Annotated in this window: 21 protein-coding genes and 1 other RNA gene; 9 read left to right on the top strand and 13 right to left on the bottom strand. The window is 64.5% G+C overall.

The window, feature by feature from the left end:
• The first annotated feature begins 48 nt into the window (after window positions 1–48).
• The 6 genes from pgl to PQU95_RS03305 all read left to right on the top strand — a co-directional run bounded on the left by pgl (window position 49) and on the right by PQU95_RS03305 (window position 5,934).
• Window positions 49–726 (top strand): 6-phosphogluconolactonase, encoded by a 678-nt coding sequence (gene pgl, locus PQU95_RS03330; RefSeq protein WP_272750680.1) that lies wholly within the window; start codon window positions 49–51, stop codon window positions 724–726.
• A complete protein-coding gene (locus tag PQU95_RS03325; protein WP_272750679.1) occupies window positions 707–1,693 on the top strand; it encodes a glucokinase in 987 nt (328 codons plus the stop codon). The genes pgl and PQU95_RS03325 overlap by 20 nt, the downstream gene beginning before the upstream one ends.
• Window positions 1,686–2,537, top strand: coding sequence for a transcriptional regulator HexR (gene hexR, locus PQU95_RS03320; protein WP_272750678.1), 852 nt, complete (start codon window positions 1,686–1,688; stop codon window positions 2,535–2,537). The genes PQU95_RS03325 and hexR overlap by 8 nt, the downstream gene beginning before the upstream one ends.
• 45 nt (window positions 2,538–2,582) lie before the next feature.
• The gene (gene pgi, locus PQU95_RS03315; protein WP_272750677.1) at window positions 2,583–4,232 is read left to right on the top strand and encodes a glucose-6-phosphate isomerase; all 1,650 of its coding nucleotides are present in this window, start codon (window positions 2,583–2,585) and stop codon (window positions 4,230–4,232) included.
• A gap of 193 nt (window positions 4,233–4,425) precedes the next feature.
• Window positions 4,426–5,232 carry a helix-turn-helix transcriptional regulator gene (locus PQU95_RS03310; protein ID WP_272750676.1) on the top strand — a complete coding sequence of 269 codons (807 nt, stop codon included), beginning with the start codon at window positions 4,426–4,428 and terminating at the stop codon, window positions 5,230–5,232.
• 66 nt (window positions 5,233–5,298) lie between these two features.
• A complete protein-coding gene (locus tag PQU95_RS03305; protein ID WP_272750675.1) occupies window positions 5,299–5,934 on the top strand; it encodes a LysE family translocator in 636 nt (211 codons plus the stop codon).
• Window positions 5,935–5,994: 60 nt separating this feature from the next.
• Here the strand turns inward: PQU95_RS03305 and PQU95_RS03300 are convergent, their stop codons facing one another.
• Window positions 5,995–6,489 (bottom strand): YgjP-like metallopeptidase domain-containing protein, encoded by a 495-nt coding sequence (locus PQU95_RS03300; protein WP_272750674.1) that lies wholly within the window; start codon window positions 6,487–6,489, stop codon window positions 5,995–5,997.
• An 84-nt stretch (window positions 6,490–6,573) separates the two neighbouring features.
• Between PQU95_RS03300 and PQU95_RS03295 the strand changes: the two genes are divergently transcribed.
• The gene (locus tag PQU95_RS03295; RefSeq protein WP_272750673.1) at window positions 6,574–7,170 is read left to right on the top strand and encodes a phosphorylase family protein; all 597 of its coding nucleotides are present in this window, start codon (window positions 6,574–6,576) and stop codon (window positions 7,168–7,170) included.
• Window positions 7,171–7,268: 98 nt separating this feature from the next.
• Here PQU95_RS03295 and tolQ read toward each other — a convergent pair whose 3' ends face one another.
• From tolQ to rnpB, 9 genes are all read right to left on the bottom strand, one after another.
• Window positions 7,269–7,937, bottom strand: coding sequence for a protein TolQ (gene tolQ, locus PQU95_RS03290; RefSeq protein WP_272750672.1), 669 nt, complete (start codon window positions 7,935–7,937; stop codon window positions 7,269–7,271).
• An 18-nt stretch (window positions 7,938–7,955) separates the two neighbouring features.
• Window positions 7,956–8,531, bottom strand: coding sequence for an L-threonylcarbamoyladenylate synthase type 1 TsaC (gene tsaC, locus PQU95_RS03285; protein WP_272750671.1), 576 nt, complete (start codon window positions 8,529–8,531; stop codon window positions 7,956–7,958).
• 59 nt (window positions 8,532–8,590) lie between these two features.
• Window positions 8,591–9,322, bottom strand: a complete 732-nt coding sequence (locus tag PQU95_RS03280) for a substrate-binding periplasmic protein (RefSeq protein WP_272750670.1) — start codon at window positions 9,320–9,322, stop codon at window positions 8,591–8,593.
• A gap of 371 nt (window positions 9,323–9,693) precedes the next feature.
• The gene (gene purD, locus PQU95_RS03275; RefSeq protein ID WP_272750669.1) at window positions 9,694–10,971 is read right to left on the bottom strand and encodes a phosphoribosylamine--glycine ligase; all 1,278 of its coding nucleotides are present in this window, start codon (window positions 10,969–10,971) and stop codon (window positions 9,694–9,696) included.
• A gap of 55 nt (window positions 10,972–11,026) precedes the next feature.
• Window positions 11,027–11,557: a lipid IV(A) palmitoyltransferase PagP gene (pagP, locus tag PQU95_RS03270; RefSeq protein ID WP_272750668.1), complete on the bottom strand. Its 531-nt coding sequence runs from the start codon at window positions 11,555–11,557 to the stop codon at window positions 11,027–11,029.
• 80 nt (window positions 11,558–11,637) lie between these two features.
• Entirely contained in the window at window positions 11,638–13,215 is a 1,578-nt protein-coding gene (gene purH / locus PQU95_RS03265) for a bifunctional phosphoribosylaminoimidazolecarboxamide formyltransferase/IMP cyclohydrolase (protein ID WP_272750667.1), read from the bottom strand.
• 257 nt (window positions 13,216–13,472) lie between these two features.
• Entirely contained in the window at window positions 13,473–13,709 is a 237-nt protein-coding gene (locus PQU95_RS03260; protein WP_017507566.1) for a helix-turn-helix domain-containing protein, read from the bottom strand.
• Between the two features lie 22 nt (window positions 13,710–13,731).
• Entirely contained in the window at window positions 13,732–14,763 is a 1,032-nt protein-coding gene (gene dusB / locus PQU95_RS03255; RefSeq protein ID WP_272750666.1) for a tRNA dihydrouridine synthase DusB, read from the bottom strand.
• A 171-nt stretch (window positions 14,764–14,934) separates the two neighbouring features.
• Window positions 14,935–15,301, bottom strand: an RNA gene (gene rnpB, locus PQU95_RS03250) — RNase P RNA component class A.
• 117 nt (window positions 15,302–15,418) lie between these two features.
• Here rnpB and PQU95_RS03245 point away from each other — a divergent pair.
• On the top strand, window positions 15,419–18,541 hold the full coding sequence (locus PQU95_RS03245; protein WP_272750665.1) for a bifunctional diguanylate cyclase/phosphodiesterase: 3,123 nt from the start codon (window positions 15,419–15,421) through the stop codon (window positions 18,539–18,541).
• 57 nt (window positions 18,542–18,598) lie between these two features.
• Here PQU95_RS03245 and PQU95_RS03240 read toward each other — a convergent pair whose 3' ends face one another.
• Together PQU95_RS03240 and PQU95_RS03235 are read right to left on the bottom strand one after the other, a co-directional pair.
• Window positions 18,599–22,411: a translocation/assembly module TamB domain-containing protein gene (locus PQU95_RS03240; RefSeq protein ID WP_272750664.1), complete on the bottom strand. Its 3,813-nt coding sequence runs from the start codon at window positions 22,409–22,411 to the stop codon at window positions 18,599–18,601.
• Window positions 22,408–24,132, bottom strand: coding sequence for an autotransporter assembly complex protein TamA (locus tag PQU95_RS03235; protein ID WP_272750663.1), 1,725 nt, complete (start codon window positions 24,130–24,132; stop codon window positions 22,408–22,410). Before PQU95_RS03235 ends, PQU95_RS03240 begins: the two co-directional genes overlap by 4 nt.
• A gap of 174 nt (window positions 24,133–24,306) precedes the next feature.
• On the opposite strand from PQU95_RS03235, the gene PQU95_RS03230 reads away from it, so the two are divergent.
• Complete coding sequence (locus PQU95_RS03230; protein ID WP_272750662.1) at window positions 24,307–24,711, top strand: VOC family protein; 405 nt, start codon at window positions 24,307–24,309, stop codon at window positions 24,709–24,711.
• Here the strand turns inward: PQU95_RS03230 and fliB are convergent.
• Complete coding sequence (gene fliB / locus PQU95_RS03225; RefSeq protein ID WP_272750661.1) at window positions 24,700–25,932, bottom strand: flagellin lysine-N-methylase; 1,233 nt, start codon at window positions 25,930–25,932, stop codon at window positions 24,700–24,702. The genes PQU95_RS03230 and fliB overlap by 12 nt on opposite strands.
• Window positions 25,933–25,969: the final 37 nt, after the last annotated feature.

Below are 25,969 nucleotides of genomic sequence, written 5' to 3'. Positions count from 1 at the left end.
GGGCCGACCAGGTCGCCGCAAGACGACCCCTGCATGGACGATACAGAGATGCATCTGAATGAATTTCCCCAGGCTGCCGACGCGAGCGCGGCCCTGGCCCAGGCGGTAGCCGCCGACCTGGCTGCCGCCATCGAAACCCGTGGCCGCGCCACGCTGGCGGTGTCCGGCGGCCGCTCGCCGGTGCCGTTTTTCCAGGCGCTGGCACAAGCTGCGCTGGACTGGCCGCGCGTCACCATCACGCTGGTAGACGAACGCGTGGTACCACCTGGCCACGCCGACAGCAACGCCGGCCTGGTGCGCCAGTACCTGCTGCAAGGCCAGGCTGCCGTGGCCGCCTTCCTGCCGCTGGTGAACACCGCGGCCAACCCCGAGCAAGAGCTGGCCACCGCGCAAACGCTGTGGCAAACGCCGGACGTGGTAGTGCTGGGCATGGGCGACGACGGCCACACCGCCTCGCTGTTTCCCGCCGCCGCACAGCTGGCCGCCGGGCTGGATGCGGCCAACCCGCACGCCCTGCTCACCGTGGTGCCCCCCGCCGCGCCGCATACCCGCATCAGCATGACGCTGGCCGAGCTGCGCCGCAGCGGCAAGCTGTACCTGGCCATTGCCGGTGCCAACAAACGCGCCGTGCTCGACACCGCCCTGCAAGGCGTGAACGACACCTACCCCATCAGCTACCTGCTGCAGCCTTCGGAGAAACCGCTTCATGTCTACTGGGCAGCCTAATCCCTATCCGCGCCTGCTGGCCGACATCGGCGGCACCAACGCCCGCTTTGCGCTGGAAACCGGCCCCGGCGTGATTGAAGATATCGACGTACTGCCGTGCAACAGCTACGCCACGCTGGCCGACGCCATGCGCAGCTATCTGGAAGGCGCCCATACCCGCGCCGTGCACCACGCTGCCATCGGCATTGCCAACCCGGTAAACGGTGACCGCGTGCAGATGACCAACCACCACTGGTCGTTTTCCATCGAGGAAACCCGCCAGGCGCTGGGCCTGCACACCCTGCTGGTACTGAACGACTTCACCGCGCTGGCGCTGTCGCTGCCGCACCTGCCGGCCGACGAGCTGGTACAGGTAGGCGGCGGCGAGGCCAAACCCGGTGCCAAGGCGCTGATCGGCGCCGGCACCGGCCTGGGCGTATCCGGCCTGCTGCCGGCCGGCGGCGACTGGGTGGCGATTGCCGGCGAAGGCGGCCACGTGGCGTTTTCGCCGCTGAACGACGACGAAGCCGCGCTGCTGCGCTACGCGCAGACCCGCTTTGGCGAGCACGTTTCCGCCGAGCGCTTTTTGTCCGGCCCCGGCCTGGAGCTGATTCACGACGCGCTCTGCGTGCAGGCGGGTGAAGCCGCCGGCCAGCTGTCGGCCGCGCAGATCAGCGAACGCGGCCTGGCCGGCCGCGATGCGCGCTGCGTGCGCGTGCTGGAGCTGTTCTGCGCCATGCTGGGCAGCGCTGCGGCCAACCTGGCACTGACGCTGGGCGCCGTGGGCGGTGTGTACATCGGCGGTGGCGTAGTACCGCGCCTGGGCGAGTTCTTTACCCGCTCCGAATTCCGCACCCGCTTCGAGGCCACCGGCCGCTTTGCCGCCTACACCGGCGCCATGCCGGTGTACGTGATCCACAGCCCCTACCCCGCGCTAACCGGCGTGCGCGCCGCGCTGCGCAGCCACCTGGGAGAGCACGATGCTTGAGAAAATCCGCAGCGACCTGGATAAACTGTCCGGTGCCGAACGCCGGGTAGCCGAACAAGTGCTGGCGCAGCCGTATACCGTGATGCAGTCGGCGGTATCCGATATTGCCGCCAGCGCCGGCGTCAGCCAGCCCACGGTGATCCGCTTTTGCCGCAGCATGGGGTTTTCCGGCCTGTCCGACTTCAAGCTCAAGCTGGCCGGCACCCTGGTAGGTGGCGTGCCCTTCGTGCACTCCAGCGTGCGCCCGGAAGACCCGGTGTCGGAAATCACCGCCAAGGTGTTCGACAACACCGTCACCGCGCTGCTGAAGTGCCGCAACGATGTGAACCCGCTGGCAGTCGATGCCGCAGTAGACCTGCTGTCGCACGCCCGCCGTATCGAGTTTTACGGCCTGGGCAACTCCGGCATCATCGCCGCCGACGCCCAGCACAAGTTCTTCCGCTTCGGCATCCCCACCGTGGCCTACGCCGACAGCCACATCCAGATCATGGCCGCCACGCTGCTGACACCGGACGACGTGCTGGTGGCCATCTCCAGCTCCGGCCGCTCGCGCGAGCTGATGGACGCGGTGAACGCCGCGCTGGAAAGCGGCGCCAAGGTCATTGCCATCACCGTGCCGGGCACGCCGCTGGCCGAACGCGCCACCGTGACGCTGGAAGTAGACTCGCCGGAAGACAACGAAACCTACAGCCCCATGCTCAGCCGCATCCTGCACCTGGTGCTGATCGACATCCTGACCGTGGGCGTGGCGCTAAAACGCGGCCCTGGCCTGGCCACGCAACTGGAAAAAGCCAAACGCAGCCTGAGGCAAAAACGGCTGCGCAACGACAACGACGACGAATAAGCTGCGCCCCACGTTGGCCGCAGACACACAGAACCTGGAGAAAACATGAGCGCCCTCACCCAGCTCCCCGCCTGGCAAGCCCTGTGGGACCACTTTGCCGACGCCAAGCATCACCATATGCGTGACCTGTTTGCCAGCGACCCGCAGCGTGCCGAACGCTACGCGCTGGAAGTGGGCGGCCTGTTCCTGGACTACTCCAAAAACCGCATTACCGACGACACCCTGCGCGGCCTGATGCAGCTGGCGCGCGAAGCCGGCCTGCCGGCCAAGCTCAAGGCCATGTTCAAGGGCGAAAAGATCAACAGCACCGAGAACCGCGCCGTGCTGCACGTGGCGCTGCGCAACCGCACCAATTCGCCGATTCTGGTAGACGGCGAAGATGTGATGCCCAAGGTAAACTCGGTACTGGCGCGCATGGGCAAGTTCTGCCACGCCATCCGCAGCGGCGAATGGCTGGGCTACACCCACCAGCCTATTACCGACGTGGTCAGCATCGGCATCGGCGGCAGCGACCTGGGCCCGCTGATGGTATGCAGCGCGCTCAAGCCGTTTGGCCACCCGCGCATGAACATGCACTTCGTGTCCAACGTGGACGGCGCGCAGCTGAAGGAAACGCTGAAGAAAGTACACCCGGAAACCACCCTGTTCATCGTGGAATCCAAAACCTTCACCACCCAGGAAACGCTGACCAACGCACTGACCGCCCGCGAGTGGTTCGTGGCGCGCGCGCGCGACGAAAAAGCGGTGGCCAAGCACTTTGTGGCGGTATCCACCAACAAGAAAGCCGTGGCCGAATTCGGCATCGACCCGGCCAATATGTTCGAATTCTGGGACTGGGTCGGCGGCCGCTACAGCCTGTGGTCGGCCATCGGCCTGCCCATCATGCTGTACCTGGGCGAAGAAAACTTCACCGAGCTGCTGAACGGCGCCCACATCATGGACCAGCACTTCGCCAACGCCTCGTTCGAGCAGAACATGCCGGTGCTGCTGGCCATGATCGGCATCTGGTACATCAACTACTACGGCGGCGGCAGCCACGTCATCGCCCCGTACGACCAGTACCTGCACCGCCTGCCCGCCTTCATCCAGCAGCTGGACATGGAATCCAACGGCAAGCAAACCTGTCTGGACGGCAGCCCGGTCGACTTTGAAACCGCGCCCATCATCTGGGGAGAAACCGGCATCAACGGCCAGCACGCCTTCTTCCAGCTGCTGCACCAGGGCACCCACATCTCGCCTATCGACCTGATCTGCTCGCTGCAGAACAGCTCCAGCCTGCCGGGCCACCACGAAATCCTGCTGGCCAACGTGTTTGCCCAGGCCGAAGCCTTCATGCGCGGCAAAACTGCCGAAGAAGTACGCGAAGAGCTGGCCGCACAGGGCCTGAAAGGCGACGCGCTGGAAGCGCTGGTGCCGCACAAGGTGTTTGGCGGCAACCGCCCCACCAACACCCTGCTGATGGACCGCCTGGACCCGCGCAACCTGGGCAGCCTGATTGCGCTGTACGAGCACAAGATCTTCGTGCAAGGCGTGATCTGGGGCATCAACAGCTTCGACCAGTGGGGCGTGGAGCTGGGCAAACAGCTGGCCAAAACCATCCACGCCGAGCTGGCCGGCAAGCTCAAGAGCGCGCCGCACGACAGCTCCACCACCGCGCTGATCGAACGCTACCGCCGCGCCAACGCCGGCCAGTAAGCCTGCGGCCAACCTGGCCCTGCCACAGCAAAACGCCCCGTCGACACGGGGCGTTTTTTGTTTTGGCGGTGACCTCCCTCCAACCAACCGAGCGATCTTATTTAGAGCTTTCGGACCAAGGCCCCAGGTCGTACCTACTCTAGTAGGAAAAACGTGTCAAAATCCTGCCAGTACGCATCGGTTTCACACAACCATGACCACACAGCAGTTCTGGCGCGACGACGCCATGCCCTATATCGAAAGCAGGCGTGCCCAGCAAAGCCGGGCTTGTTACCGTGCCCACAGCCATTCAACACTGTCTATCGGTGCGGTGGATGCTGGCGCGTCTTTGCTACAGGTGGCCGGCAGAGCGGAGCAGCCATTGCAGGCGGGGGATGTGGTGGTGATACCGGCCAACTGCATGCACGCCTGCAACCCACAGCCCGGCGGCGCGTGGAGTTACCAGATGCTGCATCTCGATACCGCATGGCTCGATGCACTGTGGCACGAAGCACATGGCCAGGCTTTTACCCTGGGTACCGCCCATACCAGCCACTGGCGTGACCCAGCGAGGTATGCAGCATTCTGCCTGCTAAATCAGGTACTGTTTTCACCGTCGCCAGCCGGCGTGAAGGAGGAGTCGCTGATTGCCTTTGTCAGCGAGTTGATACTGCCAGCCGAGCAAGCTGCTGGCAAACCACCAGGGTGGTTACCCCCGCTATGCAGGCAGCTACGTGAGCAATGCGAACAAGCCTGGCCAGTTGCCAGCCTGGCCGCATCGGTGGGCTTGAGCCGCTACCACTTTATCCGCTTGTTCCGGCAGCACTGTGGCACGACACCCCATGCCTACCTGCTGGATTGCCGCATCCAGCGCGCCAGGCAATGGCTGCGCCAAGGCGAGGCACTGGCCGACCTGGCCTATCGCTTGGGCTTTAGCGACCAAAGCCATTTCCAGCATGCTTTCCGTGAGCGTGTAGCTGTCACTCCGGGCGAATACCAGCGCGGCATTGGCAAGGCGTAGCACTTTTCTGCAATACCCTCGGCCTGCAGGCTGCCAAGCTGGCCTCTCTTCAACAGGGAGGTATCCATGACTTGGCATCATTTCATATTGCTGGCCGGCGCCCATTTTCTGGCGCTACTTAGCCCGGGGCCGGACTTTTTCCTGCTACTCAATCACACCGTTGCCTATGGCTTGCGTGCCGGCTTGCTGACGGCGCTGGGTATTGCCTGCGCCAACGGCATATTTATCGTGGCAGCTGTGGCCGGTGTCAGTTGGCTGCAGGACAGCCCGGTGGCGTATTGGCTGGTCTATGTTGCTGGTTGCAATTACTTGTTGTGGCTGGGTTGGCAGTTCTGGCAAGCAGCCGGCCTGCACGGAGGTGGCGCACCATCCGCCGGGCTAGCGGCCAGACAAACTGCTTTCTGGTGGCGTGGTTTGTTGTCCGGCTTGCTCAACCCAAAGAATGCGCTGTTTTATCTGACCCTGTTTGCCTTGCTGGCCGGCAAGGAGAGCACAGTGTGGCAACGCAGCGCCGCCGGTGTGTGGCTGTTTGTGGCGGTGCTGGGCTGGGATGCGCTGGTATGCTGGGCGCTGGCGCGGCCAACGTCTCTGGCCTGGTTTCAGCGCCAGCTGCCTCTGTTGCATCGAGCCAGTGCACTGCTGTTGTGGGCGGTAGCAGCAGGTATGCTGTGGGCGGTGCGCGGTGTGTTTCAGGCTGGATGAGCAAGCAAGTACGTGCCCACCAGCCAGACGTCGTGGTGGGCACGCTACGCTTTGCCCACCCTACGCCTCCGCCTCGCGCGCCAGCAGCCATAGCCGCATGTCGAATTCCAGCTGGTGGTAGTGCGGCTCCATGTGGCAGCACAGCTGGTAGAACGCCTTGTCGTGGTCTTTTACCTTCAGGTGGGCCAGCTCGTGTACCACGATCATGCGCAGGAAGGCTTCCGGTGCGTCGCGGAACAGGCTGCCGATGCGGATTTCATTCTTGCTTTTGAGCTTGCCGCCCTGCACCCGCGACACAAAGGCGTTGGTGCCCAGCGTGCCGCGCATCGGGTGCAGGTTGTTGTCGTACACCACCTTGGCCAGCGCGCCGGCGTTTTTCATGTAGCGCTGCTTCAGCTCGGATACATAGTCGTACAGCGCACGGTCGGTCTGGATGTCGTGGCTGCCGGGGTAGCGGTTGGCCACCCAGGCGCCCAGCTTGCCGGCCTGCAGCAGGCCGGCCACTTGTTCGATGAGGTGCGGCGGGTAGCCCGCCAGGTATTTGATGTCTGCCATGCGGCATTGTAGCGCGGCGGTGGCTGTTGGCCGCAGCGCGGGGGCGCTAGAATCGCCTATCCCCTTTTATTGCGGCCAACCTGTATGCAAATCACCGTCTTGTTTCCCACTGCCACCGAAGCCAGCCTGTTCCAGCGCGACGGCGTTACTACGCTGGTGAGCGGCGTGGGGCTGACCGCCACCGCCTACCAGACACTGAAAACGCTGCACGCCGGGCGGCCGCACTGGCTGATTCTGGCCGGGGTGGCCGGCTACTACCCGCACGCCGACCTCGCCATCGGCGACGTGGTACTGGTGGAAAGCGAAGTAGAGGCCGATTTGGGCTTTCACACGCCGGACGGCTTTGTGCACCTGGCGCACCTGCCGCTGGACATGGATTTCGAGCGCCGCCACACGCTGGCCTGCCCGCACCTGCCGGCAGAGGGCGGCTGGCGCACGGCGCGCAGCGCGTCGTTGAACGTGGCGATGGCGCCGTTTATCGATAGCAGCGCGGTGGACATCGAAAACATGGAGGGCGCGGCGTTCTTCCACGTCTGCCTGCAAGAAGGGCAGCGCTTTCTGCAGCTGCGCGCCATCTCCAACGTGGTGCAGCCGGGCGACGACAACTGGGACCTGCCCGGCTCGATACGCGCGCTAACCGACGCGCTGCACCGGCTGATCGACCAGCTGCAGGCGGCCTGAGCAGCGCTTGCGGCCAAGCTTGTGCCGCCTGGCAAACAAAAAGCCGCTATCTGTAGATAGCGGCTTTTGCGTGGTGACTGCCCGGCTTATCTGGCGCGTTATTTGGCGGCCAGGCGCTGCAGGATGTTGGAAAACTCTTCCATGAACGAGTCAAAACGGCCGGCCAGGCGGTCGACATCGGCAGCAAAGCGGTTGTAGGCCACCACGGCGGGGATGGCGGCAAACAGGCCGATGGCGGTGGCGATCAGCGCTTCGGCAATGCCTGGCGCCACGGTAGCCAGTGTGGCCTGGCCGGCGTTACCCAGGCCGATAAAGGCGTGCATGATGCCCCACACGGTGCCAAACAAGCCGATATAGGGGCTGACCGAGCCGACGGTGGCCAGAAAGCTGTTGTGGTGGTCCAGCGCGTCCAGCTCGCGCTGGGCGGCGGCGCGCATGGCGCGGCGGGCGCCGTCCAGCTGGTCGGAGCTATCCACGCCAGGCTGGCGGCGCAGCTTCAGGAACTCGGCAAAGCCGGCCTGGAACAGCTTTTCGGTGGCCACGGCGTCGCCGTTGGCGCGGTTTTTCTCGAACAGGCTGTTCAGGTCGGTACCGCTCCAGAACTGCTGCTCGAAATCTTGCGTGGCGCGGCGGGCGCGGCCCAGCACGGCAATCTTGTTGAAGATGATGCCCCAGGACATCAGGGACAGCAGCACCAGGCCGGCCATCACCAGCTGCACCGGCAGGCTGGCGTGCATGATCAGGCTAAGGATGGAAATTTCCTGCACTCGTGGCTCCTTGCAGCGCTAGCGCAGTACGCGCCCGCTGTCGAGATCGATAATGGTGGAAGGCTTGCGGCGCTTGCCGATACGGCCTTTGAGCGTCAGCACCTGTTCGCGGCCAAATGCCTGGCGGCAGGCACGCGCGGTTTTCAGCGACTTTTGCCCGGCCCGGTTGGCCGAGGTAGACACCAGCGGCGAACCCAAAGCCTGGCATAGCGCGGCGGCTTCGCCGTGGGCGCTGATGCGGACGGCAATTTTATCATGCCGCCCGCGTAGCAGCGTGGGCACGCGGCGCGATGCCGGCAATAAAAAAGTGTACGGGCCGGGCCAGTAGCGCTGCACGGTGGCCAGCTGCGCCGGCGTGAGCGGGCGGATCAGCGGGCGCAGCTGCTGCAGGTTGGCCGCAATCACGATCAGGCCTTTGTGCGTGGGGCGCGCCTTGATCGCCAGGATACGGCGGATGGCGCGCACATTGAACGGGTCACAGCCCAGACCAAAGCAGGATTCGGTGGCGTAAGCCAATACGCCACCTTCACGAAAGCGGCCACGGGCGGCGTCGATCTGGGCCTGCGCCGGCAGGCGGGGAAACGGTTTTTTCACGGTCAGCGCTATGGAATTCGGTAAAGGGACAGACCGGCCGCGCTGTGGCTTGGTTCCGTCTAGTCCTGATGGTATCGGGCAGTGATTTTAGCCACTGTACCGTCTTTGCGCATCCGGTCTAGCGTGTTGTTGAGCAGGGCTACCGTGCGGTCGTCCATGCGCGGGTGGCAGGCCAGGTACATGAAGGTGGTGTTGAAGGTAAGCACCGGGCGGATGTTGGCCGCCTTTTCGCGGGTAGCCAGCATAGCCCCACTGTATTTGCCGGTAGCCCAGAAGTCGATACGCCCGGCCACCAGCTTGCGCACGTTTTGTACGTCGGTGCTCGCCAGATCTACCTCGAAATTCTTGCTGATCAGGTACTGGGCGGTGGCATCGCCACTGTAACCGCCCAGCCGGTAGGGGCGCACGGATTCCAGCGTGGTGACCACGGTCTTGTTATCGCTACGGGCGTACAGCACCCAGGGGTTCTCTACGATGGGGCCTATCCATTTGAGCTGATGCTCGCGCTGCTCGGTACGCGTCGTGGAGTATACGCAGGAGCCAGGCTCCAGCACGGCGCGATTGAAGGCTCGCACCCACGGCAGCAGCTCGATGTCGTGGCTGATACCGGCACGCTGCAGCAGCTGGTGCACGATATCGGTGGACAAACCGGTGATGTGGCCACTGACGTCCGACATATTGAACGGCGGGTAGTCTTCGGTCAGCAGCTTCAGGTGCGCCGGGTCGGCAGCCTGCGCCGGCGTCAGACTGAGGCAAGCGCTGAACAGGCTTGCCGATAGAAATTGCTTCATGGCGCACGCTCCCGAAACAAACATCCTGTTACCAGTGTAGGCGCTTCTGCCCGGGCGGCAGGCCAAGTTGCGATTTTTCTTGCCTGCTCGGCGGGCTGCGCTGCCAGGCACAGCAGCGGTCATAGCGCGGGGGCTGGCGCAGCCAGTAGGCTACCCGGCACCAGCTGCGCTTTTCGCGGCGCCAGTATCGCCGCCAGCGTGCCCACCAGCGGCTTGGGGCGGTACTTTGCATGTTTTGCCTTTCACAGGATGCGATAAGGGCAATCTAGCGGGCGGGGTAACAAAAGCGCGACAAATACAGCTGGTGCACGGTCAAACAGGCATAAAAAAACGGCACCTTACGGTGCCGTTGGCGATGTGACTGGCGATGCTTACTTGGCGCGGTTCAGCGCCTTGCCGCCGATATCGCGGCGCAACTGCTTGCCTGCGAACTGGATCTGGTCTGCCACGGCGTAGGCTTTCTGCTGCGCCAGCTTCACGTTGTCGCCCAGGCCCACGACACACAGCACGCGGCCACCATTGGTGACCAGCTGCTTGTCGGCATTGAAGGTGCTGCCGGCGTGGAAGGTCATGGTGTCTTCGGTGTGCGCCGGAATGCCGCTGATCAGGTCGCCCTTGCGCGGCGCTTCCGGGTAGCCATCGGCCGCCAGTACCACGCCCAGTGCCACACGGCGGTCCCAGTCGGCTTCTACCGTGTCCAGCTTGCCGTTGACGCCGGCTTCCAGCAGTACGGTGAAGTCGGACTTCAAACGCGCCATGATGGGCTGGGTTTCCGGGTCGCCAAAGCGGCAGTTGAACTCGATGGTGAACGGGTTGCCATCGGCGTCTATCATCAGGCCGGCGTACAGGAAACCGGTGTAGGTGTGGCCGTCGGCCTTCATGCCACGCACGGTAGGCATGATGATTTCACGCATCACGCGGGCATGGATTTCCGGGGTGACCACCGGTGCCGGGCTGTAGGCACCCATGCCGCCGGTGTTGGGGCCCTTGTCGCCGTCCAGCAGGCGCTTGTGGTCCTGGCTGGTGGCCATGGCCAGCACGTTGTCGCCGTCTACCATCACGATAAAACTGGCTTCCTCGCCCTGCAGGAAGTCCTCGATCACCACGCGGGCACCGGCGTCGCCCATCTTGTTGCCCACCAGCATGTCGTCGATGGCGGCGTGCGCTTCGTCCAGCGTCATCGCTACCACCACGCCCTTGCCAGCGGCCAGGCCGTCGGCCTTGATCACGATAGGCGCGCCCTTGCGGCCAACGTAGTCGTGGGCGGCAGCGGCGTCGCTGAAGGTTTCGTAGCCGGCAGTCGGGATGCCGTGGCGCTGCATGAAGGCTTTGGCAAAGTCTTTGGAGCTTTCCAGCTGCGCGGCGTACTGGGTGGGGCCGAAGATCTTCAGGCCGGCGGCACGGAAGGCGTCTACCACGCCGGCGGCCAGCGGGGCTTCGGGGCCGACTACCGTCAGCTCGATTTTTTCGTCACGGGCAAACGCTACCAGCTCGGGGATGGCAGTAATGGCCACATTGCTCAGATTCGGGTCCAGCTCGGTACCCGCATTACCCGGTGCCACATACACTTTGGACACGCGGCGGGATTGGGCAATGCGCCAGGCCAGTGCGTGTTCGCGGCCACCAGAGCCGATTACCAGGATTTTCATCTGCTTTCCTCAAACATGGGTGTCGTCGTGCGGCTGCCGGTGGCAGCGCGCAGGGTTAGTAGTGAATGCGGCCAAACAGGAAAAACACATTACCGTTGCCTTTGGGCCCCGGCATGAACGACGCCATCAGCGCACTCTTGCGGTACTGCAAGGACGCCAGCGGCAGCACCACCGGTACCGGCACGCCTTTCAGGGTGTCGGTGCGGCTGGTGAGAAAGGCGGTAAAACCGGCCCCCACCTTCCACTCGCCCGCTATGGGCACCATTTTCTGGTAGCCGTAGCCGGCAGTGGGCTCCACGTCTTTATGCGAGTCCAGAAACGCCATGGCGTATACGCCGTGCCAGTCGCCGTCTTCGTCGTACAGGCTTTTGCCCACACCGCCGCCCCAGGCGCGCTCGTTGAACGACTTGATCTTCTCGGCGCTATACATGCTGCGCAGATGGTAGGCGTAACCGGTAGCGTAGATATCGGTTTCGCCCTCGTTCAGCACCTGGGTCGTGCGGCGACAGCCTTTGTCCAGCCAGCTGTCACTGTTACCGCATTCCAGCGCCTGTGCCGATGCTGCCACCAGCAGCAGGCTGCTCAATACAAAACTCTTTTTTATCAAAACTGATGCCTTTAACAGGTTGGCCGCAAGGAAGGCGGCCAACCTTGCGGCAGAAAAGCTTAATGGCGGAAGTGACGTACGCCGGTGAGCACCATGGCAATGCCGTGCTCGTCGGCGGCGGCGAACACTTCGTCGTCACGCATGGAGCCACCCGGCTGGATGATGGCCTTGATGCCTTGCTCGGCGATCACATCGATACCGTCACGGAACGGGAAGAAGGCATCACTGGAGGCCACGGCACCTTGCAGCGCCAGGCCGGCGTCTTGTGCCTTGCGCGCGGCAATGCGGGTGGAATCCACGCGGCTCATCTGGCCGGCGCCGATACCGGCGGTCTGGCCGTTCTTGCAGAACACGATGGCGTTGGACTTCACGTACTTGGCCACGCGCCAGGCAAACAGCAGGTCGGCCATTTCCTGTTCGGTCGGGGCACGCTTGGTCACCACGCGCAGCTCGTCCAGGCCCACGTTGCGGATATCCGGGGTCTGCACCAGCACACCACCGCCTACGCGCTTCAGTTCGAAGCGGTTGGCGCCGTCGTGCAGCGGTACTTCCAGCACGCGTACGTTTTTCTTGGCGGCGATGATGGCTTTGGCTTCGTCGGTAAACGACGGTGCCATCAGCACTTCCAGGAACTGGCCGGTTACCGCTTCCACGGTTTCAGCATCTACCGGGCGGTTGAAGGCAATGATGCCGCCAAAAGCGCTGGTGGTATCGGTAGCAAACGCCAGACGGTAGGCGGTAAGCGTGTCGGCAGCAATGGCCACGCCGCACGGGTTGGCGTGCTTCACGATGACACAGGCCGGGGCGTCGAAGGTTTTCACGGCTTCCCAGGCGGCGTCGGCGTCGGCGATGTTGTTGTACGACAGCTCTTTACCCTGCAGCTGGCGATAACCGGCAATGGTACCGGCGGCCGGGTCCAGGTCGCGGTAGAACGCGGCGGACTGGTGCGGGTTTTCACCGTAGCGCATGTCCTGCACTTTGACGAACTGCACGTTCAGACGGTCCGGGAAGGCGGCGCGGTCCGGCACGCCGGCGTCTACGCCTTCGGCCAGGCTGGTCAGGTAGTTGGAGATGGCGCCATCGTAGGCGGCGGTGTGGGTAAAGGCTTTCTTGCACAGGCTCAGGCGGGTCAGCTTGGACAGCTGGCCGGCGTTGGCCTGCATTTCGGCGACCAGCGCGCTGTAGTCTGCCGCGTCGGTGACGATGGCCACGTGCTGCCAGTTTTTGGCGGCGGAGCGCACCATGGTAGGGCCGCCGATATCGATGTTCTCGATGGCGTCTTCCAGCGGGCAGTCGGTCTTGGCGATGGTGGCTTCAAACGGGTAGAGGTTCACGCACACCAGGTCGATGTTGCCGATACCGTGCTCTTGCATGGTGGCTACGTGTTCCGGCAGGTCGCGACGGCCCAGAATGCCGCCGTGTACTTTAGGGTGCAGGGTTTTCACACGGCCATCCAGCATTTCCGGGAAGCCGGTGTAGTCGGATACGTCAATTACCGGCACGCCGGCATCGCGCAGCAGTTTGGAAGTACCGCCTGTGGACAGGATTTCTACACCGAAACCCGCCAGGGCACGGGCAAATTCCAGTACACCGGTTTTGTCGGAAACGCTGATCAGCGCACGTTCGATCTTGGTCATGATTCTCTACCGCTAGTCTAAAAAACAGTGGCCAGGCTACTGCCTTGCCGTGATAAATACTGGCCGTGCTGCTGTGCCGGCCTCTGCCCGCACCGGCCGCAACGGCCTGGCTGAATGATCCCGTCCCCCGCCCCTGCCTTGCAGGGGAGTTAGCGGCAGCGCCAACGCACTGCCACATGGTTTTATAGTGCCTGCCGCGCGGGGCGGCTGGCTTCAGGCAAAACAAAAGCCACCCGCTTACACGGGTGGCTTGGCTGTCAGATCAGGTCGTAGGCCTTCATCTTTTTGCGCAGGGTATTGCGGTTCAGGCCGAGTAGCTCGGCAGCCCGCGTCTGGTTACCCTGGGTATGGTTCAGCACGACTTCCAAAAGCGGTTTTTCCACACAGGCCAGCACCATATCGTAAATGGCAGCAGGCGCTTCGCCGTCCAGGTCGCGAAAGTACTGCTCCATGGCCAGGCGCACGCTAAGGGAAATGTCGTCGTTGTTTTGCATGATGTTATTGTTGTCTTGGTGGTTATGCCAGCGCGTCGGCTTCGGCGCTGGTGCTGCTGTCTGCTACGTATTGCAGCCGGTCCGAATGCCGGGCCAGGCTGTCAAAATAATGCGCTACCGCTTGCTGCTGCTCGGCTGTGGTTTCCAGCTGGTACATCGCCTGGCGGAATTCGTTACTGCCGCGCAGCCCCTTGGTGTACCAGGCAATATGCTTGCGCGCGATACGGCTGCCGCTGTATTCGCCGTAAAAATCGTACAGCTCGGCCAGGTGCGCCTGCATGATGGCGCTGATCTCGGCGATACGCGGCGGCGGTAATAGCTCGCCGGTGTCCAGATAATGCTGGATCTCGCGAAAGATCCACGGCCGCCCCTGCGCCGCACGGCCGATCATGATGGCGTCGGCGCCGGTGTAATCCAGCACGTATTTGGCCTTCTGCGGGCTGTCGATATCGCCGTTGGCGATCACCGGCATGCGCACGGCCTGCTTGACCGCGGCGATGGTGTCGTACTCGGCCGCGCCGCGGTACATGTCCTCGCGCGTGCGCCCGTGCAGGGCCAGGGCGGCAATGCCGGCATCCTCGGCCATGCGCGCTACCTGCAGCGCGGTTTTCACGTCCTGGCTCCAGCCGGTGCGGGTTTTCAGCGTCACCGGCACGTCCACCGCCTTCACCACCGCCTCCAGGATGCGGCCAACGTTGCCCAGGTCGCGCAGCAAGGCGCTACCGGCGGCCACATTGCACACCTTCTTGGCGGGGCAGCCCATATTGATGTCTATGATCTGCGCGCCGTGCTCCACGTTCAGGCGGGCGGCATCGGCCAGCATCTGCGCGTCGCCACCGGCGATCTGCACCACGATGGGCTCCACTTCGCCTTCGTGGTTGGCGCGGCGCAGTGTCTTGGGGGTGGTCCACAGCGCCTTGTTGGCGGTAATCATTTCCGATACCGCCATGCCCGCGCCCAGCTTTTTGCACAGCATGCGGAACGGCCGGTCTGTCACGCCCGCCATGGGGGCGACGATCAGACGGTTTTTCAGAACGTAAGGGCCGATTTGCATCGCAAAAAGAAGGACATGGGGTGAAAAGGGTCGCCATTGTACTGCCTTTTACGCGGCGGGTAAAAAGCTTTTTGCCTATTTTTTGAGCAATGACAATAGCAGGAAGAAATGCCCGACTGCGGTGCAAAGGGCGGAGCCGCACCAGCGTGTGGCGGGCGACAGGAATGGGGGGCGGGAAGTTGGCCGATAAGCCGGGTTTTGTCGTTGGACAGTCATTCCTCTAGTCTTGCCGTTACCGACAAGCTCAAGCAACCTACCCGGGTACAGCGCGGGCCACGCCAATGTACCCCTATTTGGTCTTGCTCCGGATGGGGTTTAGCCTGCCGTGCGCATTGCTGCGTCCGCGGTGCGCTCTTACCGCACCTTTTCACCCTTGCCTGTGCTGCAGCACCCTTGCGGGTACTGCAGCCATCGGCGGTTCAGCTCTCTGTTCCACTTTCCGTCGCCTCGCGGCGCCTGGCCGTTAGCCAGCATCCTGCCCTGCGGAGCCCGGACTTTCCTCCCCGTGCAAGCACGCGGCGACTGTCTGTCCAACTTCCCGGCGCGGATTGTACCGCAAACCGTGGCATAACGCCGCACGCACTGACAAATATCAATACCTGGCCGGCCTGCGTTTCTATAATGCACCCTCCCCCTATTCGTACCAGGTACTGCCGTGTCACGTTTGCCCGACCAGACCCGTCTCGCCCGCCTGCAACTGGCGGGCATGCTGAGCCTGGTAATTACCGTGGTGGTCTTGCTGGCCAGCTACTTCTTCTACCAGCAATGGCAGGACTACCAGAGCAACCGCCAAGCCGTGCAACAGCAAACGCTGCAGCACGGGCAGACCTTCCTGCGCACCTGGGGCGACGACGCCATCATTACGCTGGACACGCTGGACCACCAGACACACTCCTTGCTACGCCAGCGTATCCAGGAACAAGTGGACCAGGCGCACGCGCTGGCTACCGCGCTGTACCAGACCCATGCGCACTCCAGCCAGCCTACCAGCCGCTCGCGGCGCGAAATCGTCGAGGCACTGCGCCCGCTGCGCTACTTCCATGGCCGCGGTTACTTTTTTATCGACACACTGCAGGGCGACTGCGTACTGCTGCCCACCAGCCCGGCACTGGAGGGCACGTCGCTGCTGAACAACCGTGACGACGCCGGCACCTACATCATGCGCAGCCTCATTGCCGCCACGCAAAATGCCGAGGGCGCAGGCTTTGCCAGCTACCGCTGGTACCGCCCCGGCGAAAAGCGCATGGCGGAAAAAGTAGCCTACGCGCGGCGCTTCGAGCCCCTGGGCTGGCTGATCGGTGGCGGCGAGTACGTAGACAATGTGGCCATGGACCTGCAAAAGCAGGGCCTGGCGCTGCTGGCGCAAATGCGTACCGGCCAGCGCGGCGGCTTTATCGTACTGGACCGGCAAGGCCAGCCGCTGCAAGACTTTCTGCCGGGCAAGACCACGCTTGACGCCCGCCTGCAGCAACGCCTGCAAGCTGCGCCACTGGGCAGCTTTATCGACTTTAACCTGCAGGGCGTGCAGTACACCGCCTACGTTGGCCGCATGGCCGCCTGGGGCTGGCGCGTGATTGCCGTGGCGCCCAGCAGCATGCTGCAGGGGCATGACGACCAGCTGCAACAGCGCCTGGGCGAGCAGACCCGGGCCCGCGTACTGGCCACACTGGGTATCTTTGTCGCGGCCCTGCTGCTGGCGGTGCTGTTCTCGCTGTTTTTCTCGCGCTGGATGCGCCAGCTGGCCGACGGCTACCGCCAGCAGATAGAAAGCCGGCAGAACGCGCTGGAACAAAATGCGCGCGAAATCGAGCTGACCCGCTACATGAGCGACAGCGCCGCCGACATCATCGTGCTGCTGGATGCGCAAGGCCAGGTGGCCTACCGCAACCAGCGCGCGCGCGAGTGTTTTGACGGCTGCCACGAAGACACCCTGCAGCAACTGTTTGCCAGCACCCTGCCGGACGGCGACAGCGCCGAGCTGCAGCTGACGTGCTGCCACGGGCCGGTGACGCTGGAAGTCAAACTCAGCACCGTGGACTACCAGGGCGAGCAATACCGCTGCGCCACCGCCCGCGATATTGGCGCCCGTATCGAACAGGAACGCGAGCTGCGCCTGGCCTCCAAGGTATTTGAAGCCAGCACCGAAGCCATCGTGATTACCGACGCCGCCAGCCGCATCGTGGCGGTGAACCAGGCCTTTACCGCCATCACCGGCTATAGCGAGGCCGAGGCGCTGGGCCAGACCCCTGCCCTGCTCAGCTCGGGCAAGCACGACGCCGACTTCTTCCACGACCTGTGGAACCACCTGACGGCGCGCGGCCAATGGGCCGGCGAGATCTGGAACCGGCGCAAAAGTGGCGAAGTCTACCCCGAGTGGCTCAGCATCAACGCCCTGCGCGATAGCCACGGCACGCTTACCAACTATATCGCGCTGTTCTCCGACATCAGCGAGCGCAAGGAAGCCGAAGCCCGCGTACAGCACCTGGCCGAGTACGACTACCTGACCGACCTGCCCAACCGCCTGCTACTGATGGACCGCCTGCAGCAATCGCTGCGCGTGGCCGAGCGCAGCCGCCACAAGGTGGCCGTGCTGTTCATGGACCTGGACCGCTTCAAGAACATCAACGACACCCTGGGCCACGCCACCGGCGATACCCTGCTGCAGGAAGTGGCACGCCGCACCCGCGCCGTGGTGCGCGAAATGGACACCGTTGGCCGCACCGGCGGCGACGAGTTCGTGATGATCCTGCCCGAGCTGGCCGACAACGCCCAGGCCGCGCTGATTGCCGAGCGCGTACTGGACACCCTGCGCCAGCCCTTTGTGCTGGATGGCCACCAGCTGGTGATTACCGCCAGCATCGGCATTTCCATCAGCCCGGACGATGGCAAGGACGCCCAGCTGTTGCTGAAAAATGCCGACATGGCCATGTACGAGGCCAAGGCGCAGGGGCGCAACAACTACCGCTTCTTTACCGAGCGCATGACCGCCGAGGTGCGCCAGCGCCTGCTGATGGAAAACCGTCTGCGCGGCGCACTGGCCCGCCAGGAGCTGCACCTGATGCTGCAGCCCAAGTTCTGGGTAGCCGACCGCCGCCTGTCCGGCTTCGAGGCACTGCTGCGCTGGACCGACTGCGATGGCGTAGCCACCTCGCCGGCCGAGTTCATCCCGGTGGCGGAAGAGTCCGGCCTGATTATCGAAATCGGCAGCTGGGTGCTGCGCCAGGCGTGCCAGCTGGCCGCCGCCTGGCCCGCCCCGGCCAGTGGCCCGGCGCTGACCATGGCCGTGAATGTGTCGCCGCGCCAGCTGGCGCAGCCGGGCTTTGCCGAGCTGGTGGCCAGCATCCTGCGCGATACCGGCCTGGCGGCAGCGCAGCTGGAAATCGAGGTCACCGAAAGCGCCCTGCTGGAACGCACCGGCAATGTGAAAGCCGCACTGGACGGCTTGAAAGCGCTAGGCGTACGGCTGGCAGTGGATGACTTCGGCACCGGCTATTCCAGCCTGGCCTATCTGAAAGACTTTGCGCCCGATACGGTCAAAATCGACCGCTGCTTTGTCACCGACCTGCAAAACCGCCACGACAACGCCGCCATCGTGCTGGCCATCATCACGCTGGCCAAGAGCCTGAAGATGGAAGCACTGGCCGAAGGGGTGGAAACCGAAGAAGAGTTGGCCGCATTGGCGCAGCTGGGCTGCGAAGCCGTACAAGGCTACCTGACCGGCCGGCCATTGGCGCTGGATAGCGCCGCCGGGCTGGTAGCGGCTACCGCCCGGCCCTGACACGCCCGGCCCTGCCGTGCCAGGCTACAGCGGCCTGGCACGGCAGGGTGGCGGCGGCTAGTCAAAGCGCAGCGTGTAGCGCAGCTCCGACGACACCTCGTAGCCCATGCGGCCAACCAGCGACAGCTTTTGCGACAGCTGATAGTTCAGGCGGATGGCTTGCTCCGCGCTACGCAGGCCGTACTCGTAGCCCACGTACAGCTCGCGCGTCAGCTGCTTGCCCAGCACCACCACCTGCTCGGCCGGGCTGACCGTGCCGGTGGCGCTGGTGCTTTCGGCACGCGACTGCACGCCCACATCGTCGAACAAGCCGACTTTATCATTCACCATACCGGCCAGCAGGCCACCGGCCGAGGCGCCGGCAATATCGCTGTCACGCTCGCCGCTGGTGGCGGCACGGTTCAGGATCAGCCAGGACAACTTGTCTTTTTCCGACATGGCCTCGTCGGCCACCAGTTTTACCGTGGGCGTCAGCACCGAACCGGTGATTTCCACCCCGGCACCGACCTGCGACATGCGCCGCTTGGCGCGGATATCCAGCGACGGGTTATCCAGCGCGCCGGTAAAACTCACCACGCCACGGTTGATGTCCAGATCCTGGCCGTAGGCCTTGAAACGGCCCTTGTCCACACGGATCTGGCCGCGCGCCTGCAGCTGGCCGCCAGGCTGGGCCAGCAGGCGGATATCACCCCCCAGCCAGGCGTCCAGGCCATTACCGGCAAAGCGCACGTCGTCCGACAGTGTCACCGTGAGATCCAGCCCCAATGGCAATGCCTTGCCGCCTTCGTCTACCGTGCGCCCCACTACGTACACATCGGACGACAGCTGCGGGCCACCCAGCTTGGGCAGGTCGAAGCGGCCGTGGTCTACGGTAAAGTTGCCGCGCACCATGGCGCGGCCCTGCTCGATGCCGATCTTGCTGCTACCCGACACCAGCAGGCGCCGCCCCGGGCGGTCCAGCACGGCAAAGCGGTTCAGTTTCAGGGTGACGGCGGCCATAGGGGTACTGCCATCCAGCGCCAGCTCGCCGCTGGCCGACAGCTCGGCGGCGCGGCCAAACTGCAGGGTGTCGATCAGCAGGCTGCGGTTTTGCAGCCGCGCCGCCAGCACGCCTTCTTCCAGCCGGATGCCGTTCTTGCGCTCCACAAAGCGCAAGCCCTGCCCGCTGAGCGTACCGCCCAGCTGTGGCGCCAGTAGCGGGCCGGCCAGCGTGAGGTTGGCCGCCAGGCTGCCATCCAGCTCGGTACCGGCCGGCATGCGGCTTTGCAATATCGCCAGCGCGGGCACGGCGGCAGTCAGGCGGCCATTGATGCTGGCAGCGTCCAGGCTGGTGCTGCCGGCCGGCAGGTTGATGCTGCCTTCGCCGCCGACACGGCCAAAACGGGTATCCAGCTGCAGGCTGAAGGGGGCGTTTTCCCCCAGACCCAGCTGCAGCATGGCGCGGCTTAGTCCCAGGCTTTGCGCCGGGTGGCTGCCCTGCGCCGGCAGGGTGAGGTCGCCACTGAGGCGCTGCAGCGCGATCTTGCCCTGTGGCAGGCCGTGCTGGCCAGCCAGCGACCACTGCCCGGCCAGTACCAGGTCTTGCGGCAGCGGCGGTGTCCACCACGGCGCCAGCGCCGAAAGCGCCAGGGCATTGACCTGGCCCTGGCTACGCCAGCCCGCTGCCTGCTGCCAACTGGTATCGCCCAGCTGCCAGCTGCTGCCCAGTGCCTGCCAGCGGCTAGGCGCCAGCGTCACACTGTCTTGTGCCAGCTGCAGCGCAGCCGGGGCAGCCAGCCGCAGTGGCACGGCACCGTCTGCCTGCAGGCTGGCCAGCGTACCGCGCCAGCGCAGGGTGTGGGTATCCAGCCCGCCTTGCAACGCCAGGCTCAGCGTTTGCGGCTTGCCTTGCAGCTGGCCACGCAAAGCCAGGCTCAGCTGGTGCGCGGCGCGTACACCGCTGCTGTTAAGTGTGATGTCGTCCAGGCGCTGGCCGCCGGCCTGCAGGCCGCGCCCTTGCAGCGTCAGCTGGAAGGGGCTGTCCTCTGCGGTACCGCTGCGGCCGTCGGCGTCCAGGCTGGCCAGCTGTACCCCACCGGGCAGCGCCAGGCGGCTGGCTTGCACTTGCGCGCTGATATCCGGCCGCGCCGGGGTGCCGGCCAGCGCCAGCCGGGCGTTGAGCTCGCCGGAGAAAGCGGGCCCCAGCGGGCTGAGGTCGGGTGCGGCCAACTGCAGTTTGAGGGTATCGCCCGCCACGCCGTAAGCACCTTGCGCCTGCAGGCGGTTGCGGCCCAGGCTCAGGTCGGCGTTGACCGCGCTGATACGCTGCGTTTGCCATTTCAGCGCCAGCTGGCCAGCGAGCTCGGCACCACCGAGCTGGCTGGGGGCAAACTTGAGCGATACATCGCCCTGCGGCTGGCTGGCCAGGCGGGCGCTGGCCAAGAGTTGGCCGTTGACATTACCCCGTGGCAGGCGGGCATCCAGCAGGCCGGGGTCGAAGCTGATAAAGCGGCCGTCAAACCCCAGCGCCTTGTCGTCGATCAGGTACTGCCCCTTGCCCTGGAAACGGCCCAGCCCGGTGCGTAGCAGCAGGTCGTCCAGTTTTACCCGGCGCGGTTTCTCGGCCAGGGCAACGCGGCTTTCCACCGCCAGCTTGCCGCTGGCCAGTTTCAGCGCCAAGGCCGGCAGCTGCGGGCTGCCGCTCACCGCCACGGTGCCGGACACCTTATGCGCCGGCAGGCTGCTATCTACCGCCTGGCTATCCAGCCCGGCCAGGCCCAGCTGCAGCGCCAGCGCACTGGCGCTGGCCTGGCCACGCAGGGTGAGCTGGCCACCGGCCAGCTGCGCCGTCAGGCCGGGCAGCTGCAAGGTGTCTTGATGAATACGGAAATCGCCCCACAGCAGCGACAACGGCAGGCGCTTGGCTGATAGGGCACCCGGCTGGCTGTTTACCAGGCTAAGGCCACCGGCAACCGTGTCGGCGTCTTGCGGCTTCAGCTGTACCGACAACGCCAGTGCCGCCTGCGGCCAGTCGGGCTGGAAGGCTTGCGGGTTGATGCCACCCACGCGCAAGTCCAGCTGGCGCAGGCGGCGCAGCGGGGTCACGTCAAACGGGGCAAGCTTGCCGTTCAGCGCAATCAAGAGCCCGCGCGCGTTGACCTCGCCCTGCAGCTGCGGCAGCAGCAGACTGCCGCTCATGCCCAGCTGGCCCTGTGTGGCCACATCGTCCAGCCGGCCTTGGTAATGTACCCTGCCTTGCAGGGCAAAGGGCGAGGCGTCGCCCAATGCCAGCTGCCCGCCCAGCGCGCCCCACGGGGTGCCCAGCTGCGACAGCTGCAGCTGGTGCTGCGCTGCCTGGTAGCGGTAGCTGGCCTGCAGATTTTGCAGTTGCAGCTTTTGTGCCGGCAGCTGCAGCTGCGCCAGGCTCAGGCTATCGAGGCGTATGGCCAGCGGCAGGCTCAGGTCAGCCGGCGGCTGCGCCGGTTTGGGCTGCGGGTCCGGCCGGCTTTGCCAGCTGACCGTGCCTAGCGCCAGCTGGCGGATGTGCAGCTGGCGCTGCCACAAAGCTTGCGGCTGCCAGTCCAGCGTCAGCCGGCTGATGCCCAGCTGGCTATCCGGTGTTTTCCAGCGCAGGTCTTGCAGGGTAAAGCCCTGCCACAGCGTGCCTTGCACGTGGCCAAGCTGTAGCTGGCCGGCGCTTAGCTGGCTGGCCCAGCGCCACAGGGTGGCAAAGCCGGCAGGGGTGGCGGTAAGCCACCAGCCGCTGGCACCCAGCAGCAAGACTGGCAACAAGCACAGCAGCCAGAACAGGCGCCCCAGCAGGCGGCGGCGCGGTAGCGCCGGCATGGTGTCTTCCGGCGGCGTATCGGGGGTGGGGTGTTGCGGGTTCAAAATGCCAATCCCAGGTTCAGGTTCCAGCGCCAGCGGTGGTCGCGCTCGCCGCGGGCAATATCAAACGCCAGTGGCGCAATAGGGGTAAGCCAGCGCGCACCGGCACCCCAGCCCTTGGCGACGCGCACGTCCTGCCAGCTGTTGGCCGCATCACCGGCGTCGTAAAACAGCGCGGCCCGCCAGTCGCGCGTGACGGCGTACTGGTATTCCACGCTGGCCGTGGCCAGCACGCGCCCGCCGGTAATGGTGCCATTGCTGTCGGAAACGCCCAGGCTCTGGTAGTTGTAGCCACGCACGCTGTTGACGCCACCGGCCTTGAACAGGCGCGAAACCGGCACTTCCGTGCTGTCTTGCGCCCAGACCTGGCCGGCTTCCACGCGGGTGACCAGTGTGCTGCGCGGCAGAAAGCCCGGCGTCCAGTAATTGGACAGGCGCAGGTAGCCGCGGCTAAAGCGCGTATCGCTGGCCACATTCCCAACCGTGGTGGCTGCCTGCGCTTCGATCAGGTAGCCGCGGCCGGGGCGCAGCGCGTTGTCGATGGCGCGCTGCGTCCAGCCATAGGACACCAGGATGGCGCGGTTGTCGCGGGTCAGCGTCTGGGCCAGGGCTTCTTTTTCCACCAGATACTCCAACCCCAGCCGCGACTCGATATTGCCGACCTGGCGGATACGGAAAATGCCGGCCTCGCTGGCGTCGGTCACGGTGTTGTCGGCTTCGGTATGACGCTGCTTCAGGCCGATGGCGTGGGAGTAGCCGCTAGCGGTACGCGGAAAGCCCAGGCCCAGGTCCAGCTGCTGGCGCGATTTCTTCCAGTCGTACACCACCGAGCCGGTGTAGCCGCGCTTGAAGATGTTGTAGTGCTCGTAGCCCAGGCGGATACCGGCGCCGTCGCCGGTACTGTAGTTCAGGCCGGTATCCAGCTTTTGCCGCTGCATCTCGGTGACCTTGACCTGGATAGGCACGCGGTCATCCTGGCGCTCTTCCCACAGCGGCGCCACCACCACATTGGTGTAGTGGCTGTCGCGCTCCAGGCTGGCCTGGTAGTCCAGCATATCGGCCTGCTTGTAGGGGCCGCCTTCGCGAAAATTGGCCTGGCCGCGTATCACTTGTTCCGGGTAGCGCTGTGCGCCTTCTATCTGCAGCGGGCCATAGCTGATGCGCGGGCCGCTATCGATCACCACGTTCAGCTCGGCGCTATGCCTGGCAGGGTCGATATCCGCCCGGGCCTCGGTAATCTTTGCCAGCGGAAAACGCTCCAGCAACAACGGGCGCAGCACGCCTTTCTTGCTGCTATCCCAGTCGTCCTGGCGGAACTGGCCGCCAATGGGCAGCACCCACTCGGCCAGTGCGGTACTGATGAAACGCCCGAAATCCGCCTCCTGCCGTACCGCCCCTTGCAGGCTGACGTTGACGTCGTACACCATCACCGGCTCGCCCGGGTCCAGCTGCACGCGCACGGTATTACCCTCGCGCTGCACGGTAACGTTGGCCGCAAAATAGCCTTCGGTTTCCAGCAGCTTTTTCACTTCGTCCGGCGTGCTGGCCATCATGGCCTGCAGGTCACTTTCGCGCAGCGCCTCGTCCTCGCGCAATTGCGTCAGGTCGAGGTTGTTTTGCAGCAGGGTTTTCAGGCTGTCAGGCGCAACGATCTCTACCTGGTAGTCCAGTGCGGACCAGGCAGACGGGGAACACAGGGCAAGCAATAGCAGGGCGCGGCGCATGATGACAGACGGGGTAAGCAGGACGCTCCATGTTAGAGCAGATAGCTGTTAATGCAAAACCAACAAGCTGGCAGAATTGCCATTCTGGCAATTTTCGATAATTAGCAATTAGCTTTTCAGCGATAAACTTCGCTGTTGGCGACAAAACCCCTCTGAGCATGGCAAAGGAGCCTGATGTCTACCCTGCTTTCACGCGTGGCCCTGGTGGTGCGCGACTACGACGAAGCCATTGCCTGGTTTACCGGCAAACTGGGCTTTAGCCTGCTGGAAGACACCCCGCAAGGCGACAAGCGCTGGGTGGTGGTGGCCCCGCCCGGCGGTAGCTGTGCGCTATTGCTGGCGCGTGCGGCCAACCCCTTGCAGGCCGGCTTTATCGGCCACCAGGCCGGCGGGCGGGTGTGGCTGTTTCTGGAAAGTGACGACTTCCACACCGACTACCAGCGCATGCTGGCCGCCGGCGTACACTTTTGCGAGAGCCCGCGCCACGAGGACTACGGCTGGGTGGTGGTGTTCGAGGATTTGTACGGCAACCGCTGGGACTTGCTGCAGCGGCTGCCGCCGGCAAGCTCAGGGCAATAGCGGCAACAGCGCTTCCAACCGGGTCAGGCCGCTGCGCTGCAAGCCACCTGCCATGGCCAGCAGGAAGCTGCGGTCGTGCTCGCAGGTGCGCTCCAGCGTCTGGATCACCAGCACCATGTCGTCTAGCGTCACGCTGCCGCGCTCGGCCGCCAGCGCCGCACAGAAACCGCGCACCCATAGATATGCCACCACCAGCGAAGCGTACGCTTGCGCTGGTGCCATGCCCTCATCCAGCGGAAAGGTGCGTACCTGCATCAGGTTCAACAGGTAATTGCGCAGCACGTAGTCCAGCTCCAGGTCTTCCAGCCGCATCTGCCATGCTGCCAGCAAAGCCGGGTAGCTGCGGGTGTACTGTTCGGCGCTATCACCCATCACCCGCTGCACTCGCTGCACAACGGTGCCAAAGCGCGGCTGCGCTGCCGCCCGGGCCTGCGTGCGCGGCATGCTGGTGAACAGGTACAGCAGCCGGGCCTGGCCTTCGTAGTCCGGGCGCACGGCGGCCAGATCGGTTAACAGCCCGTCTGTCGCGGCCAGTGACGTACGGATATCGTCCAGCAAGGCCAGCAGCCTGGCCGGATCGTGAGCGGCCGGCAGGTCCTGCAGGCACTGGCAGACAACGCCGCACACCGCCAGTGCTTGCCACAGCGCCAATGCCGGCTCGGCGAGCAGCTGCAGGCACAGGTAATGCAGCTCTTGCGCGGCCTGCTGGGCCGCATCTGCTTGTGCCGCTTGCGGTTGATGCAACACCTCGGGCCGCAGCGGGCGCTGCAATTCGGTAAACGTCATGGCGTCCGGGCTGGCCAGCGCCAGACGGGCGGTTTCCGGGCACGACAGCGAGGCTACCTGATGCAATACGCCGTTCAGCTGGTAGTGGTGCCGCGGGTAGGCAAAACAGGTATGAGACAAGGCCGCTTCGCCTAGCCGCGACTGGATGCGGCACAGCCGGCTGGCATCCAGCATCGGGCAATCGCCGCTGTGGCCAGCCGCGGCAATGCGGCCATACGCCAGCGTGCGCGGGCTCGCCGGCAAGCGCTGCAAATGCTGCCGGAACAAGGGCTGCAGCTGGTCATCGGTACAGGCCTGGTAACGGGCATAGGTGGGCTGGTCCAGCTCGATAGCCCAGCTGGTGGTACAGCAGGTATCGGGGCACACCGGCCCGTTACAGGCAAAGTCAGCCAGGTAGGCCGGTGCCAGAAAACTGGCCTGCTCGTCGATTGCCATGAGGTCACCTTTTGCTGCACTGTGCATTATCGATAAT

Origin of the sequence: Vogesella aquatica, from assembly GCF_028548455.1 — a bacterium.
In the GTDB taxonomy this organism is placed as follows: Bacteria; Pseudomonadota; Gammaproteobacteria; order Burkholderiales; family Chromobacteriaceae; genus Vogesella; species Vogesella aquatica.
This window is presented reverse-complemented; position numbering and strand designations above follow the sequence as displayed.